This is a genomic window from Rhodococcus pseudokoreensis, assembly GCF_017068395.1.
GTDB lineage: Bacteria > Actinomycetota > Actinomycetes > Mycobacteriales > Mycobacteriaceae > Rhodococcus_F > Rhodococcus_F pseudokoreensis.
In genome coordinates this window covers 2,973,484-2,987,920 of sequence record NZ_CP070619.1, presented here as the reverse complement: position 1 = coordinate 2,987,920, position 14,437 = coordinate 2,973,484, and the positions used below count along the sequence as shown (strand labels likewise).

16 protein-coding genes are annotated in these 14,437 nt (G+C 68.7%); 8 read left to right on the top strand and 8 right to left on the bottom strand.

All coding sequences use genetic code 11. The features are described 5' to 3' along the window. Position 1: 1 nt before the first annotated feature. Entirely contained in the window at positions 2-1,012 is a 1,011-nt protein-coding gene (locus JWS13_RS18750; protein WP_206006952.1) for an AraC family transcriptional regulator, read from the top strand. 117 nt (positions 1,013-1,129) lie between these two features. Next, positions 1,130-2,308, top strand: a complete 1,179-nt coding sequence (gene acmB / locus JWS13_RS18745; protein WP_206006951.1) for a methyl acetate hydrolase AcmB — start codon at positions 1,130-1,132, stop codon at positions 2,306-2,308. Between the two features lie 54 nt (positions 2,309-2,362). Here the strand turns inward: acmB and ipdC are convergent, their stop codons facing one another. Genes ipdC through echA20 form a run of 4 tightly spaced genes read right to left on the bottom strand, consistent with a single transcriptional unit; the run spans position 2,363 to position 5,854 of the window. After that, positions 2,363-3,424, bottom strand: coding sequence for a (3aS,4S,5R,7aS)-5-hydroxy-7a-methyl-1-oxo-octahydro-1H-indene-4-carboxyl-CoA dehydrogenase (gene ipdC / locus JWS13_RS18740; protein WP_206006950.1), 1,062 nt, complete (start codon positions 3,422-3,424; stop codon positions 2,363-2,365). Continuing rightward, the gene (ipdB, locus tag JWS13_RS18735; RefSeq protein ID WP_206006949.1) at positions 3,421-4,182 is read right to left on the bottom strand and encodes a cholesterol ring-cleaving hydrolase subunit IpdB; all 762 of its coding nucleotides are present in this window, start codon (positions 4,180-4,182) and stop codon (positions 3,421-3,423) included. Before ipdB ends, ipdC begins: the two co-directional genes overlap by 4 nt. Then, the gene (ipdA, locus tag JWS13_RS18730; RefSeq protein WP_087558145.1) at positions 4,179-5,072 is read right to left on the bottom strand and encodes a cholesterol ring-cleaving hydrolase subunit IpdA; all 894 of its coding nucleotides are present in this window, start codon (positions 5,070-5,072) and stop codon (positions 4,179-4,181) included. The genes ipdB and ipdA overlap by 4 nt, the downstream gene beginning before the upstream one ends. Before the next feature lie 5 nt (positions 5,073-5,077). Continuing rightward, the gene (echA20, locus tag JWS13_RS18725) at positions 5,078-5,854 is read right to left on the bottom strand and encodes a (7aS)-7a-methyl-1,5-dioxo-2,3,5,6,7,7a-hexahydro-1H-indene-carboxyl-CoA hydrolase (protein WP_072938840.1); all 777 of its coding nucleotides are present in this window, start codon (positions 5,852-5,854) and stop codon (positions 5,078-5,080) included. A gap of 80 nt (positions 5,855-5,934) precedes the next feature. Between echA20 and JWS13_RS18720 the strand changes: the two genes are divergently transcribed. From JWS13_RS18720 to JWS13_RS18695, 6 genes are all read left to right on the top strand, one after another. Then, the gene (locus JWS13_RS18720) at positions 5,935-6,705 is read left to right on the top strand and encodes an SDR family oxidoreductase (RefSeq protein ID WP_420855014.1); all 771 of its coding nucleotides are present in this window, start codon (positions 5,935-5,937) and stop codon (positions 6,703-6,705) included. Next, positions 6,702-7,616 (top strand): SDR family oxidoreductase, encoded by a 915-nt coding sequence (locus JWS13_RS18715; RefSeq protein WP_206006947.1) that lies wholly within the window; start codon positions 6,702-6,704, stop codon positions 7,614-7,616. Before JWS13_RS18720 ends, JWS13_RS18715 begins: the two co-directional genes overlap by 4 nt. Positions 7,617-7,765: 149 nt before the next feature. Next, positions 7,766-8,629, top strand: a complete 864-nt coding sequence (locus JWS13_RS18710; RefSeq protein ID WP_206006946.1) for a TIGR03619 family F420-dependent LLM class oxidoreductase — start codon at positions 7,766-7,768, stop codon at positions 8,627-8,629. Positions 8,630-8,718: 89 nt separating this feature from the next. After that, entirely contained in the window at positions 8,719-9,966 is a 1,248-nt protein-coding gene (locus JWS13_RS18705) for a glycosyltransferase family 4 protein (protein ID WP_206006945.1), read from the top strand. Next, positions 9,960-10,700: a class I SAM-dependent methyltransferase gene (locus JWS13_RS18700; protein WP_011597010.1), complete on the top strand. Its 741-nt coding sequence runs from the start codon at positions 9,960-9,962 to the stop codon at positions 10,698-10,700. The genes JWS13_RS18705 and JWS13_RS18700 overlap by 7 nt, the downstream gene beginning before the upstream one ends. Next, entirely contained in the window at positions 10,697-11,785 is a 1,089-nt protein-coding gene (locus JWS13_RS18695) for a prenyltransferase (protein ID WP_206006944.1), read from the top strand. Before JWS13_RS18700 ends, JWS13_RS18695 begins: the two co-directional genes overlap by 4 nt. On the opposite strand, the gene JWS13_RS18690 is transcribed toward JWS13_RS18695, so the two are convergent. Genes JWS13_RS18690 through JWS13_RS18675 form a run of 4 tightly spaced genes read right to left on the bottom strand, consistent with a single transcriptional unit; the run spans position 11,761 to position 14,436 of the window. Then, the gene (locus tag JWS13_RS18690) at positions 11,761-12,423 is read right to left on the bottom strand and encodes a class I SAM-dependent methyltransferase (protein WP_206006943.1); all 663 of its coding nucleotides are present in this window, start codon (positions 12,421-12,423) and stop codon (positions 11,761-11,763) included. The genes JWS13_RS18695 and JWS13_RS18690 overlap by 25 nt on opposite strands. Continuing rightward, on the bottom strand, positions 12,420-12,812 hold the full coding sequence (locus JWS13_RS18685) for a carboxymuconolactone decarboxylase family protein (protein WP_206006942.1): 393 nt from the start codon (positions 12,810-12,812) through the stop codon (positions 12,420-12,422). The genes JWS13_RS18690 and JWS13_RS18685 overlap by 4 nt, the downstream gene beginning before the upstream one ends. After that, positions 12,809-13,690 carry an NAD(P)-dependent oxidoreductase gene (locus tag JWS13_RS18680; protein WP_206006941.1) on the bottom strand — a complete coding sequence of 294 codons (882 nt, stop codon included), beginning with the start codon at positions 13,688-13,690 and terminating at the stop codon, positions 12,809-12,811. Before JWS13_RS18680 ends, JWS13_RS18685 begins: the two co-directional genes overlap by 4 nt. After that, positions 13,687-14,436: an SDR family oxidoreductase gene (locus tag JWS13_RS18675; RefSeq protein WP_206006940.1), complete on the bottom strand. Its 750-nt coding sequence runs from the start codon at positions 14,434-14,436 to the stop codon at positions 13,687-13,689. The genes JWS13_RS18680 and JWS13_RS18675 overlap by 4 nt, the downstream gene beginning before the upstream one ends. Position 14,437: the final 1 nt, after the last annotated feature.

Here is a 14,437-nt window from a genome sequence, read left to right as displayed (position 1 = left end):
GATGGTGGATGTCGTGCACTCGCTGGATCCGCTTTCCGACGTCGCAGTGTCGTCGGCCGCGTCGTCCTCGGACTGGGAAGAGATCCGGGCCTGGTCGGACCAGGTGTACATGCCGTACCGCGTCCGGGCCTCGGGGCGACTTCTGCAGCCGCGTTCGAGCATGTTCTCTGCTCCCATCGGCGACATCACCCTTACGCGTTTTCGGTACGGGATTCCGGTCACCGTCGACGATTTGTCCGCCGACGCCGGCAACATCCTTGTCCTGACGACGATCCGCGGATGCGCCCGGCACCGGGTCGGCGCGGCGGACGTCGAGGTCGGCTCCGGTGGCACGTTCCTGGTGGACTGCAGCCGCATCGAGCACTACATCGAATTCGACGAGTCGGATCTGCAGCTGAATCTGACGGTGCCGCACCGCTTGGTCGCCGACGCCGCCGATCGGTGGTTCGGATACCAGCCCGACGACCGCCTGTGGCAACACAAGTGCGTGATCGGTGCCGGGCAGCAGTCGGCGTGGAACGCGCTTCTCGCGTACGCCGTGCGCTCGATCGCCGCCGACCCCGACCGGATCGCTCACGGCCGCCCGGGCATGCACCTTCAGGAGATGCTCCTCGGTCACCTGCTCGCCGAATGGGCCGCGGCGGCGGGGATCGCACTCGACGGCGGCGGGAGCGACGTGGCCCCCGAATACGTCGGGCGCGCAGAGCACTACATGCGCGAGCACGCCGCGGAACTGCCCACGGTCAGCGAGGTCGCAGCGGCGGTGGGGGTGAGTGTTCGGGCGCTGTCGGGGGCGTTTCGCCGCTACCGGGACACCACACCGAACCGTTTCCTCACCGAGGTGCGGTTGCAGCGAATCCACGACGAACTGACGGCCGCGACACCAGGGTGCACCGTGTCGTCCGTCGCCGCTGGCTGGGGCTACGTCAACATGGGCGTCTTCGCCGCGGCCTACCGGCGCCGGTTCGGGGAGAACCCGTCCCGAGCGCTCGCCCGCGCCCGACGTCGGTAGTGCCGAAATCCGACAGTCGACCGCCGAATCGAGGTGGTCTACGTCACAGTGCGCTCCGTAGTGTCCGTTCCGATCCTCGGCCTGTTGCCGACGCCGGAACCGAACACAGGAGAAACCATGAGAGACGACTTCGCGGGCATCACCGACACGGACCTGCAGAAACTGACACAGGACGAGGCCGGCGTCCCGGGTGTGGTGGCGATGCTCACCGACCGCGACGGCGTCGTGTATTCGGGGGTGGCGGGGGAGCGGGCGGTCGGCTCGGGTGTGGCTATGACGGCCGATACGGTATTCGCCGCCTTCTCCACCACGAAGGCCGTCACCGGAACGGCGGCGCTCCAGTGCGTGGAAGAGGGCCTGCTCGATCTCGACGCGCCGGCCGCACGGTACTTGCCGGAGATCGGGGAACTGCAGGTTCTCGACGGCTTCGACGACGACGGAGAACCGGTGCTGCGCGCGCCGAAGCGAGACATCACCACCCGGATGCTGTTGCTGCACACGGCCGGTTTCGGCTACCCGTTCTTCAGTGAGGAGTACCGCCGCCTCGCCGACGAACACGGCTGGCCCAGCGTCATCACCGGCACGAAGAAGGCCCTGACCACGCCGCTGCTGTTCGATCCCGGCGAGCGGTGGATGTACGGCTCGAACATCGACTGGTGCGGTCTGGTCGTCGAGGCCGTGCGCGGGCAGCGTCTGGGAGAGGTGATGCGCGAGCACATCTTCGAACCGCTGGGGATGAACGACACTGCCTTCACGCTCACCGGCGACATGCGCGACCGGCTCGCCGTCGTGCACCAGCGCGCCGACGACGGCACCCTCGTGCCGCTGCCCGAGATGGTGCTGCCGCAGGATCCGGAGGTCCACATGGGCGGCCACGGGCTCTACACCACCGTCCCCGACTACCTGAAGTTCCTCCGGATGTGGCTGCGGGACGGGGAGGCACCCGGCGGCCGGGTGCTCGCCGCCACGACCGTCGCCGAGGCGGTGCGCGGCGGACTGGACGGGCAGGAGGTCACAGGACTGCGGGGCGTGATCCCGGCGCTGTCGAACGATGCCGAGTTCTTCCCCGGCCTGCCCAAGAATTGGTCGTACACGTTCATGGTCAACGACGAGCCCGCCCCGACGGGACGCCCGGTGGGCGCTCTCGGCTGGGCGGGTCTGGCGAACCTGTTTTACTGGATCGACCGGGAGAACGGCATCGCCGGGTTCTGGGCCACGCAGATCCTGCCCTTCGCCGATGCCGCCTCGTTCGGCGGTTACCTCGACTTCGAGACCGCGGTGTACCGCGCGTTGTAGGACGAACGGGACGCTCGTTGCATCAGATCCGACGAGCGTCCCGTTCGTTCGCGTTCAGGCGCGCAGGGCGCCGAGTGCGTCGATGCGTTTGATCGCGTCGGCGACGATGCCGTCGATGAGGTCCTTGCACGTGGGCAGGTCGTCGAGCAGTCCGACGACCTGACCGGACGCGAGGACGCCGGCGTGGGTGTTGCCGTCGACGAGTCCGGCCTTGAGCAGCATCGGCGTGTTGGCGGCCATGATGATCTGCTGCCAGGTGCGGTCGCCGGACTTCTTCATGGCGAGACCGTCCTTGACGAGCGTCGACCACTTCATGCTGGTCATGGCCTTGAACTTGGACGCGTTGCGGGCGGCGGCGACGAGTCCGCGGACGTTGCCGGAGTGTTCGAGGCTGTCGACGAGTTCGGTGTTGAGGACCCGATGGGGCATGCCGTCGACCTTGCGGGAGACGGTGGTGTCCTGCAGTCCGCGGGCGAGGTATTCCTGTTTGACGGAGTCGGGGACCGTCGATTCCTGGGTGAGCAGGAAGCGGGTGCCCATCGCGACGCCGGCGGCGCCGTACGCGAGGGCGGCGGCGAGCCCACGGCCGTCGTAGAAGCCGCCCGCGGCGACGACGGGAATGTCGACGGCGTCGAGGACCGACGGCAACAGCAGGGTGGTGGCGACGGGGCCGGTGTGACCGCCGCCCTCGCCGCCCTGCACGATCACGGCGTCGGCGCCCCAGGACGCCACCTTCTTGGCGTGTTTCGCGGCGCCGATCGACGGAATGACCACCACCCCGGCGGCTTTCAGTTTCGCGATCAGTTCCTGCTTGGGGGCCAGCGCGAACGACGCGACGCGCACGTTCTCCCGGATGAGCAGGTCGATGCGTTGCGGGGCGTCGGTGGCGTCGGCCCGGATGTTCACCCCGAACGGCTTGTCGGTGAGCGTCTTCGTCTTCGTGATCGCGGCGGCGAGTTCGTCGTAGGTCATCGTGGCCGACGCGAGGATGCCGAGACCGCCGGCGTTGGCGGTGCCCGCGACGAGCCGCGGTCCGGCGACCCAGCCCATTCCGGTCTGCACCACCGGATGTTCGACCCCGACCAGTTCGGTCAGTGCGGTGCGGAGCGTGCTCATACCGACACCTCCCGGTCGCGCAGGCTGCGGGGGTCGAGGACCTCGCGGATCAGCCGCAGTTCTTCCTCGGACGGGTCCCGGGTGACGGGTGCGTCGTCGAGGCCGGCGACCTCGAACGAGGTGTTCTCGGCGACCTGGTCGGCGGTGACGCCGGGGTGCAGAGACAGCGCCCGGAACGTGTGTCCGGGTCCGCCGAAGTCGAACACCCCGAGGTTGCTCACCACCCGGTGGAGGTGGTGGAACCGGTACGCCGGATTGTCGGGGTCGATCTGGTCGTAGCCGACGCCGGAGACGATGTCGACCTTGTCGCAGAACACCCGCGACGTGTGCTTGCCCACCCAGTAACTGGTGGGGTGGTTGATCGTGTTGCCGGGCGCGCCGCGGACGCCGAACATCTGCCGGGTCGGCTGCTGCAGCGGGCCGAACGCGGACAGGTTCTGGTTGCCGTGCCGGTCGATCTGGTTGGCGCCCATCACCACGTGGCGGCGACCGGATGCGACGACGTCGAACACCTTCCGGAACGGCATCCAGCCCTCGATCGGTGCTTTCGCGCCGACGGCGGGGGTGTCGGCGAAGATCAGTGCTTCGCCGTCGGTGATGAGCAGGTCGGGTTCGGTGGTCAGTCGCGCGAGCCGGGCGCCGATCAACGGCAGCGTCGCCATCGGGCTGGCCATGATCTCGCCTGCGCCGGAGAAGATCTCGGCGCACGCGATCGCGCAGTACTCGGCGCGGGTGACGTCGGTGGTGGTCTCGGTCATGCCTGGGACTCCTCTGCAAATCGCTTCACGGCCGCCTGGTAGTCGTCCTCGCTGCCGGACAGGTAGGTGTCGACGAACTGCTGCCATCCCTCGGGGGTCTTCGCCGACTCGGCGTAGTGGCGCTGGAACTTCTCGTCGCGGCCGTAGCTGTCGCCTGCGAGGGTGAAATGGGCGCCGTTCGGTGCCTCGACGACGCCGTCGACCATCATGCGGTTGAGGATCAGATTCTGCAGCGGAACGGTTTTCACCAGTTCTTCGGTCTCGACCACGCGTTCGACGGAGACGAACCGCTTCTCGGCGGCCGCGCAGTACAGGTCGTCGAAGTACGGGTCGACGCCGGTGTAGGCGGCGTTGCCGTGCTTGTCGCCCAGGTTCAGATGCACCAGTGCCGCATCGAGATTCAGGGCCGGCATCGCGATCAGCGTCTCCGATTTTCCGGACGCGTCGGGGTAGGGGGAGGTGACGGTGCGCAGTTCGTCGCCCCAGAAGTTCCGGACGTCGGAGCCGAGTCCGGCGCGGATCGGCAGGAACGGCAGCCGGGCGGCGGCGGCCTCGAGTCCGCACTTGACCATGCCCTCGTCCATTTCGCGGACCTCGATCTCGCCGCCGGTGCGCGCCTTCGCGAACCACGGGTCGTAGAACGGGGCCGAATCGAGGGACACGAACCCGTAGTACGCCTTCTTGACCTTGCCCGCCGAGCAGAGCAGCCCCAGGTCGGGGCCGCCGTAGGTGACGACGGTGAGGTCGGTGACGTCCGAGCGCAGCAGCGCCCTGACCAGTGCCATCGGCTTACGGCGCGAACCCCAGCCGCCGAGGCCGATGGTCATTCCGCTGCGCAGTTCCCCGACCGCGTCGTCGAGCGACATCCTCTTGTCGCGCTTGCTCGCCATCGATGTCAGCCTTTCCTGTTGTTCGAGTTGGAGCGGGGCTTGCCGGTTTCGACGAACTCGTCGCGGTGCTCGTCCGCGACGCCCGCCAGGTTGAGTTCGAAGGTGTAGCCCTGCTCGAGGCGGTAACTGGTCTTCACGTCGACGGGGTCGATGCCGTTGATCGCTTCCTTGGCGCAGCGGATGACCCGGGTGTCCTTGGCCGCGATCTTGGCGGCGATGTCGCGGGCGGTGTCGTCGAGTTTCTCGCGCGGCACCACCTCGTACACCGACCCGAAGTGCTGGAGTTGCTGGGCGGTCACGTTCTGCGCCGTGTAGTACAGGGTCCGCATCATGTGCTGGGGCACGAGCCGGGCGAGGTGGGTGGCGGCGCCGAGCGCGCCGCGGTCGACCTCGGGCAGTCCGAAGACGGCGTCGTCCGATGCCACGATCACGTCGGCGTTGCCGACCAGCCCGATGCCGCCGCCGACGCAGAACCCGTTGACGGCGACCACCACGGGCACGGCGCAGTCGTAGACGGCGGCGAACGCGGCCGCGCAGCCCCGGTTGGCGTCGACCAGCGCGCCGTACCCCTCGGTGGCCTGCATTTCCTTGATGTCGACGCCGGCGTTGAACCCGCGTCCCTCGGCTCGCAGGATCACCACGTGGGTGTCCGGGTTCCGGCCCGCGTCGAGCACGGCGTCGGCCAGCTCGAACCAGCCCCGGGAGGGGATGGCGTTCACGGGCGGGTAGTCGACGGTGACCGTGGTGATGCCCCCCGGATCTGTCTCGCTCCGAATTCCCACTGTATTTCTCCTCGTCAGATCCGCACTTCACGCACCAAGCAATTGCTTGGTAGGGTAGCACGATGGAAACAGGTTCCAACATGACCGGAAGTGTCGTGCTCGTGACCGGCGGAGTTCGCGGGGTGGGCGCGGGCATCAGCCGCACCTTCCTGCGGGCGGGTGCGACGGTGATCGCCTGCGCTCGCCGGCCGGGCGACGACCCCGTGGAGGTGGACGGACGCGCCGCCGAATTCCTGCCGTGCGACATCCGCGACCCGGAGCAGGTGCAGGGTCTCGTCGACCGGATCGTCGAGCGCCACGGCCGCCTCGACGTGCTGGTCAACAATGCGGGCGGGGCGCCGTTCGCCCTCGCGGCGGACGCGAGCCCGAAGTTCCACTCGAAGATCGTCGAGCTGAACCTCCTTGCCCCGCTGCTCGTCTCGCAGGTGGCGAATGCTCAGATGCAGACGCAGGATTCGGGTGGCGCGATCGTCAACATCTCCAGCGTCAGCGGATCGCGGCCCTCGCCCGGCACCGCGGCGTACGGGGCGGCGAAGGCCGGGGTCGACAGCCTCACCACCAGCCTGGCGGTCGAGTGGGCGCCGAAGGTGCGGGTCAACTCGGTGGTCGTCGGCCTGGTCCGCACCGAACTCGCGCACCTGCACTACGGGGACGAGGCGGGGATCGCCGCGGTCGGGAACACGGTCCCGCTGGGCCGGATGGCCTGCCCCGAGGACGTCGGCAACTGCGCGGTGTTCCTGGCTTCACCGCTGGCGGCGTACGTCAGCGGTTCGACACTGACCGTCCACGGCGGCGGGGAACGTCCCGCCTTCCTGGCGGCAGCAACGGTATCTACAGAGGAGAAGGCATGAGTGGAGTGGTCGACGGTCGCGTCGTCATCGTGACGGGCGCCGGGCGCGGAATCGGACGCGCCCACGCGCTGGCGTTCGCCGCCGAGGGGGCGAAGGTCGTGGTCAACGACATCGGGGCCGGACTCGACGGTTCCGCGACCGGGGAGAGTCCCGCCGAGCAGGTGGTCGCGGAGATCGTGGCCGCGGGCGGCGAGGCCGTCGTCAACGGCGACGACGTCGCGGACTGGGCCGGGGCCGAGAACCTGATCCGGACGGCGATCGACACGTACGGGCGGCTCGACGTGCTGGTGAACAACGCCGGGTTCCTGCGCGACCGCATGCTCGTCGGGATGAGCGAGCAGGAGTGGGACGCCGTCGTGCGCGTGCATCTCAAGGGGCATTTCGCGACGCTGCGGCACGCCGCCGCGTACTGGCGGGCCGAGGCGAAGGCGGGCAATCCGGTCGACGCCCGGATCGTCAACACGAGTTCCGGTGCCGGACTGCAGGGCTCGATCGGGCAGGGCAACTACGCCGCCGCGAAGGCGGGGATCGCGGAGCTGACCATCCAGGCGGCCGCGGAGTTGAAGAACTACGGCGTCACCGTCAACGCGATCGCACCCGCCGCCCGCACCCGGATGACCGTCGGCGCCGGCGGCGCGATGGCCGAGGCGATGGCCGCCCCCGAGGAGGGGTTCGACGCGATGGCGCCGGAGAACATCTCCCCGCTCGTCGTGTGGCTGGGCAGTGTGGAGTCGAAGGATGTGAGCGGGCGGGTGTTCGAGGTCGAGGGCGGCAAGATCACCGTCGCCGAGGGCTGGCGGCACGGCCCTGCCCAGGACAAGGGCGCGCGCTGGGAGCCGAGGGAGATCGGGCCGGTCGTCGCGGACCTGCTCGCGAAGGCGGAGGACCCGGTCCCGGTCTACGGCGCCTGAGCAGGTGAGTGGCGATGTGTGCTCGGGGACGCATTGCCACTCACCTGTCCGGCCGCGCGGAGAACTGGAGAGTTGTTTGGACACATTGATAAACAGGTGTCCAGAAGTTAGTGTGCATGAAGGAAAAGGCTCTCGGCCAAGGAGAATTCGTGAAATTCGGCATAACGTTGTTTACGAGTGACCGCGGGATCGAGCCGGTCTCCGCCGCGAGAGGTGCAGAGGCCAACGGATTCGACTCGTTCTACGTGCCCGAGCACACGCACATTCCGGTGAAACGCGATGCGGCGCATCCCCAGACGGGGGACGCGTCGCTGCCCGACGACCGGTACATGCGCACCCTCGACCCGTGGGTGGCGCTCGCCACGGCGGCGGCGGTCACGGAGCGGATCGAACTGGGCACGTCGGTGGCGCTGCCCGTCGAGCACGACCCGATCACACTTGCCAAGACGATCGCTTCGCTCGACCACCTCAGCCGCGGGCGGGTGATCCTCGGCGTGGGGTACGGGTGGAATCTGGACGAACTCACCGACCACAATGTCCCGCCGGGGCGGCGGCGGACGATGCTGCGGGAGTACCTCGAGGCGATGCGCGCGCTGTGGACGCAGGACGAGGCGTCCTACGACGGCGAGTTCGTGAGCTTCGGTCCGAGCTGGGCGTGGCCCAAGCCGGTGCGGGTGCCGCCGGTGGTCGTCGGCGCCGCCGGAAACGACAAGAACTTCAAATGGATCGTGAAATCCGCCGACGGCTGGATGACCACCCCGATCGAGCAGGACATCGACGACCGCGTCTCCGCGCTGCGACGGATGTGGCACGAGGCCGGCCGGGACGGCGAGCCGCGGATCGTCGTGCTCGACGGCAAACCGGACCTCGACAAGTTGCGTCGCTGGAAGGACCTCGGCGTCACCGAAGTGGTGTATGGAGTGCCCGACCGTAGCGAGGAGGAGGTCCTCGCCTACCTCGGACGGCTGGCGGGAAAACTCGAGGGATTGCGCGAGTCGACCGCGGTGGGGTGAGTGAGTGCGGTTGGATGGAACGAGGACACACTCGGGTAAGAACGTGTTCTAGTATTGCTTGCCAGTTGCTCGAGGAGAGGCCGAAGTCCGTGCGCATCGCACTCTTGTCGTACCGAAGCAAGCCCCACTGCGGTGGGCAGGGTGTGTACGTCCGCCATCTCAGCCGTGAACTGGTCGAACTCGGCCATCAGGTCGAGGTGTTCTCGGGCCAGCCGTACCCGGACGTCGACCCCCGGGTGACGCTGACGAAGGTCCCCAGCCTCGACCTGTACCGCGAGCCGGATCCGTTCAGAACGCCGCACCCGCGCGAGTTCCGCGACGCCGTCGACGTGCTCGAGGTCGCGACCATGTGGACGGCCGGTTTCCCGGAGCCGCTCACGTTCAGCCTCCGCGCCGCCCGGCTGCTGAAGGGGCGCGCCGACGAGTTCGACGTGGTGCACGACAACCAGTGCCTCGGCTACGGGCTGCTGCAACTCCAGAGGGCCGGGCTCCCCGTCGTCGCCACCATCCACCACCCCATCACCCGCGACCGCGAACTGGATCTCGCCTCGGCGAAGTGGTGGCGCAAGGTGACGGTCCGCCGCTGGTACGGCTTCCTGCGCATGCAGAAACGGGTGGCGCGCGCCATCCCCGCACTGCTGACGGTGTCGCAATCGTCCGCCGACGACATCAGTGCCGCATTCGACGTTCCCGCCGCGAACTTGAAGACCGTCCCGCTGGGTGTGGACACCGAGGTCTTCCGTCCCCCGACGGCCGCGCGGGTGCCGGGCCGCATCGTGTGCGTCGCCAGCGCCGACATGCCGCTGAAGGGGGTGTCGACGCTCCTCGAAGCGGTCGCGAAGGTGCACACCGAACGCGCCGTCGAACTGGTGCTCGTCACCAGGCTGGCACCCGGCGGCGTCACCGAAAAGCTCATCGAGGCATTGGCCATCGGCGACGTCGTCCGCACCGTGTCGGGCATCGACGACGACGAACTGGCGACGCTGCTGGCGTCGGCCGACGTCGCGTGCGTGCCGTCGCTGTACGAAGGCTTCTCGCTGCCGGCCGTCGAGGCGATGGCGTGCGGCACCCCGCTGGTCGCGAGCCGCGCGGGCGCCATTCCCGAGGTGGTGGGAACGGACGAGGAGGCGGGGGTGCTGGTGACGCCCGGCGACCCGCAGGAACTCGCGGACGTGCTGGGCGCGTTGCTCGACGACCCGCAGCGCCGCGCCCGACTCGGGGACGGTGGCCGCCGTCGCGTGCTCGAGCGCTACAGCTGGGCCGCAGTGGCCGCGACAACCGCGCAGACCTATGCCGAAGCGATAGCGCAGACCCGTCAAGGAGGCCAACCGTGCTGACCGTGGACTTCGACCGGCTGGGTGTGAAGCCCGGCGACAAGGTGATCGACATCGGGGCGGGCGCCGGACGGCACTCGTTCGAGCTGTATCGACGCGGCGCCGACGTCATCGCCTTCGACCAGAACGCCGACGAACTCGCGGACGTCGAGAAGATGTTCGTGGCGATGGCCGAGGTCGGCGAGGTCCCCGCAGGCGCCTCGGCGCGGGTGGAGGTCGGCGACGCACTGAACCTGCCGTACGAGGATGCGACGTTCGACGTCGTCCTCATCTCCGAGGTCCTCGAACACGTTCCCCGCGACGGCCGCGCGATCGCCGAGCTGACCCGCATCCTCAAGCCGGGTGGTGTTGCGGCGGTGACGGTTCCGCGGTGGCTGCCGGAGAAGATCTGCTGGGCGCTGTCCGACGCGTACCACGAGGTGGAGGGCGGCCACGTCCGCATCTACCGCGCCGACGAACTGGCGGAGAAGCTCACCGCCGCCGGGCTGGAGGTGCGGGGCCGGGACCACGCGCACGCCCTGCATTCCCCGTACTGGTGGCTCAAGTGCGCGGTGGGAGTGGAGAACAACGACAATCCGCTCGCGAAGGCCTACCACCAGGTTCTGGTGTGGGACATGATGAAAGCGCCCTGGCTGACGCGCACCGCGGAGAAGGTGCTCAACCCGGTGGTCGGCAAGAGCGTCGTGTTCTACCTCGAGAAGCCGAGGGAACCGAGCGTGGTGAAGGCGCCGCGGTGAGAGCCGCCGGCGTCCCGTCGGTGCCGAACGTGCTGTCGGAGAGCCAGGTCCGGCAGACGGCACGGTCGATCGCGGCAGCGCAGGAGTCGTCGGGGGCGCTGCCGTGGTTTGCCGGCGGGCACACCGACCCGTGGGATCACGTCGAATCCGCCATGGCCCTCACCGCGGCCGGACTGCGCGACGAGGCGGAGGGCGCGTACGAGTGGTCGCGGCGCACGCAGCGGCCGGACGGTTCGTGGCCGATGAAGTTCCGCGACGGGACGGTCGAGAATCACGATTCCGACAGCAATTTCTGCGCCTATCTCGCGGTGGGGGTGTGGCACCACTACCTGGTCACCGGGGACCGGAACTTCGTCGACAGGCTGTGGCCGTCGGTGCAGGGCGGCCTCGACCTCGTCGTCGACATGCAGGCGCTCAGCGGCGAAATCTGGTGGGCCCGCGGCGAGAACGGCCAGGACTGTGCCGAGGCGCTGCTGACCGGGAACTCCAGCATTCACCACAGCCTGCACTGCGGTCTCCTGCTCGCCCGGTTGGTCGACGACCCGCAGCCGGAATGGGAATTCGCGAAATACACACTCGGCCACGCGATCAGGCAGCACCCGGAGTCGTTCGCGATCAAGGACGAATACTCCATGGACTGGTACTACCCGATCCTCGGGGGTGCCGTCCGCGGCGAGGCCGCGTCGGACCGCATCGACTCGCGGTGGGACGACTTCGTGGTCGAGGGGCTGGGCATCCGCTGCGTGGACCACCGGCCGTGGGTGACCGGCGCCGAAACGTGCGAACTGGTGCTGGCGCTCGACGCGATGGGGGAGCACACCCGCGCGCTCGCACAGTTCACCGCCATGCAGCACCTGCGGGACCCGGACGGCTCGTACTGGACCGGCCTCGTCTACAGCGACGGCAAGCGGTGGCCGGTCGAGCAGACCACGTGGACGGGCGGTGCGATGATCCTCGCCGCGGACGCGTTGTCCCGCACCACGCCCGGACACGGAATCTTCCGGGACGCGGCGCTGCCCGTGGGACTACCGATCGGCCACGACCGGTGCGGCGACTACTGTCACGCCAGCGGTTCGCCCGTCTGACCGCCCACCCGCTCGAGCACCCGCAGTGACCCGGTGACGGATGTTTCCTTGAATTGTCCCGTCGCCAGTGCCCGTTCGTAGATCTCGAACGGCGGGCGCCCGCCGTCGGCGGGGTCCGGGAACACGTCGTGGATCACCAGGGCGCCGCCGACGGTCACCCACGGCGCCCACCCCTCGAGATCCGCCGACGCCGCTTCCGACGTGTGGCCGCCGTCGATGAACACGAAGTCCACGGGTGTCCGCCAGAACGTCGCCACCGTCGACGACCGGCCCAGCACCGCCACCACGTACTCCTCGAGCCCCGAATCCGCCATCGTGTGCCGGAACCCGCCGACCGTGTCGAGCAGACCGGTGTGCGGGTCGACGAACGCCGGTTCGTGATACTCCCAGCCCGGCTGGTGCTCCTCGGAACCGTGATGGTGATCGACGGTGACGACGCGGGCGCCACGCGCCTTCGCCGCCGCCCCGAGGTAGATCGTGGAGCGGCCGCAGTACGTGCCGATCTCGACGCCCACCCCACCGGGAGTCAGGTACTGCATCGCGGCCTCGTGCAGGGCCGTCCCCTCGTCCTCCGGCATGAAGCCGGGGACGGAGTCGGCGAGTCGAAGTAGCTCTGGTGTCAGATGTTCGGTGCTCATGTGGCCTCTGCGTCCGGGGCGGCCGCTCTGGCCGCTTTCTTCCGCTTGTGTAGCACCCCGCCGATCATCGCGTCGAGTTTCGTCCCCAACGGCCAGCCCACGTAGTGGCACAGGAACAGGGCGATCTCGCGGAGTTGGTTCTCGTCCAGTTCCTCGTTGTGCAGGGCCGCGCCCACCTGGATCTCGGCGACGTCGACGAGTCCCTGCGCGGTGAGCGCCCCGAGCAGCAGAAGCCGGCGGTCGCGGATGCTCAGCCCGGGCCGCGACCAGATGTCGGCGAACAGGTGGTCGGCGGTGACGGCGAAATGCGCGCCGGGGCCGTCCTGCATCTCGAATCCGTAGACCTTCTCCATCATGGCCAGGCCCCGGGTGCGGGTGTCGTCGGTCATGGCTGCTCCTCCTTGTCCTCGTCCACGGTGCTGTCGACGCCGAGTCCCGGTCCGAGACCCGCCAACGCGAGGTGCGCGAGTGGCAGCGCGACGTCGAGCCGGGCGCCGAGCCCGATCGCCAGCGACAGATCCTTCTCCCCGAGGTCGCGGACGTGGGACATGATCGGGTACCAGTTGTCGTCCTCGTCGAGCGCGTCGGTGGTGTCGCGGAGCATGATCGCGCCGGCGCCGCCGGTGATCGCATCGGTGTGGCGGACCACCTCGCCGAGTTCGGTGATGTCGAGACCGGCGGCCTCGGCGAGTCGCTGCGCCTCGGCGGCGGCGGTGAACGACACGAAGTGCAGCAGGTTCCGGGCCAGCTTCATCCGGGTGCCCGCGCCCACGTCGCCGGCATGTACGACGAGTTCGGCCCAGTGCCCGAACGGCTCCCGGACCTTCTCGAACGCGTCTTCGCTCCCCCCGACCATCACCGCCAGCTTCCCCTGGTGCGCCCCGGGGGCGCCGCCGCTGACGGGTGCGTCGATCAGGTCGACGCCGCGGTCCCGGCACCGGTCGGCGAGTTCGACGGCGGTGACGTCGCTGATGGTGGAGTGCACCGCCACAACGGTGCCCGGTCGCGCGGTGTCGAGCAGTTCGGTGACCACCGCGCGGACCTGCTCGTCGTTCAGCACGGTCACCGAGATGACGTCCGCGTTCGCCGCCACCTCTTGCGGACTCGTCGTGATCTTCGCTCCCGCCTTGCCGAACGGTTCCAGCGCCTCCGGCCGGGTGTCGCACACGATGAGAGTGCCCGGCCGGTCGAGCAACCGCTTCGCCATCGGCGCACCCATGTTGCCGAGGCCGATGTAGCCGACGGACACCTGTTCTGTCGCGGTCATCGGAAGATCTGCCCGCCGTCGACGTTGAAGATCTGCCCGGTGATCCAGGCGGCCTCGTCGGAGAGGAGGAACAGGCAGGCGCCGACGAGGTCGTCGGGGGTGCCCATCCGTTTGAGCGGCAACGTTTTCACCATGTCTGCCACCATATTTCCCGGCGTCACGGTGCGGGTGGCTTCGGTGTCGATCGGCCCGGGCGCGATGGCGTTGACCCGGATGTTCATGCCGCCCACCTCGTGAGCCAGTTGCTGGGTAAGTCCGTTGATCCCGACTTTCGCGAGACCGTAGAAGCCGGAGTACAGCCACGCCGCCGTCGACGACTGATTGACGATGGAGCCGCCCCCGCGCTCGTTCATCGCCGGCCACACAGCGCGCGTCACGTTGAGGGCACCGTCGAAGTTCACGGCCATGAATTTCTTGTAGTAGTCCCACGGCACGGTGATCAGCAGGTCGAGTTTCATGCCGCCGTAGATCGCGGCGTTGTTCACCAGATGATCGATGCCGCCGAACTTCTCGACGGTGAACGCCGCGAGTTCCTGTGCCGAAGCCTCGTCGGCGACGTCGACGTCCTTGAACACCGCCGTCCCGCCGTCGGTACAGATCTGCTTGGCCACCGTCTCGCCGAGTTCCGCGTTGAGGTCGGCCACCACCACGTTGGCGCCCTCGCGGGCAAGAGCCCGCGCGTACCCCTCGCCGATGCCCTGTGCGGCGCCGGTGACGATGGCCGTCTTACCGTCGAAACGTCCCATA

Excerpts from the sequence above, each read along its gene's own strand:
- JWS13_RS18720 (WP_420855014.1), top strand. The coding sequence starts at position 5,935 with ATGACCGGAAGTGTCGTGCTCGTGACCGGCGGAGTTCGCGGGGTGGGC.
- JWS13_RS18750 (WP_206006952.1), top strand. The coding sequence starts at position 2 with ATGGTGGATGTCGTGCACTCGCTGGATCCGCTTTCCGACGTCGCAGTG.
- JWS13_RS18690 (WP_206006943.1), bottom strand. The coding sequence starts at position 12,423 with ATGAGCACCGAACATCTGACACCAGAGCTACTTCGACTCGCCGACTCC.
- JWS13_RS18680 (WP_206006941.1), bottom strand. The coding sequence starts at position 13,690 with ATGACCGCGACAGAACAGGTGTCCGTCGGCTACATCGGCCTCGGCAAC.
- JWS13_RS18675 (WP_206006940.1), bottom strand. The coding sequence starts at position 14,436 with ATGGGACGTTTCGACGGTAAGACGGCCATCGTCACCGGCGCCGCACAG.
- acmB (WP_206006951.1), top strand. The coding sequence starts at position 1,130 with ATGAGAGACGACTTCGCGGGCATCACCGACACGGACCTGCAGAAACTG.
- ipdB (WP_206006949.1), bottom strand. The coding sequence starts at position 4,182 with ATGACCGAGACCACCACCGACGTCACCCGCGCCGAGTACTGCGCGATC.
- ipdC (WP_206006950.1), bottom strand. The coding sequence starts at position 3,424 with ATGAGCACGCTCCGCACCGCACTGACCGAACTGGTCGGGGTCGAACAT.
- ipdA (WP_087558145.1), bottom strand. The coding sequence starts at position 5,072 with ATGGCGAGCAAGCGCGACAAGAGGATGTCGCTCGACGACGCGGTCGGG.
- JWS13_RS18715 (WP_206006947.1), top strand. The coding sequence starts at position 6,702 with ATGAGTGGAGTGGTCGACGGTCGCGTCGTCATCGTGACGGGCGCCGGG.
- JWS13_RS18685 (WP_206006942.1), bottom strand. The coding sequence starts at position 12,812 with ATGACCGACGACACCCGCACCCGGGGCCTGGCCATGATGGAGAAGGTC.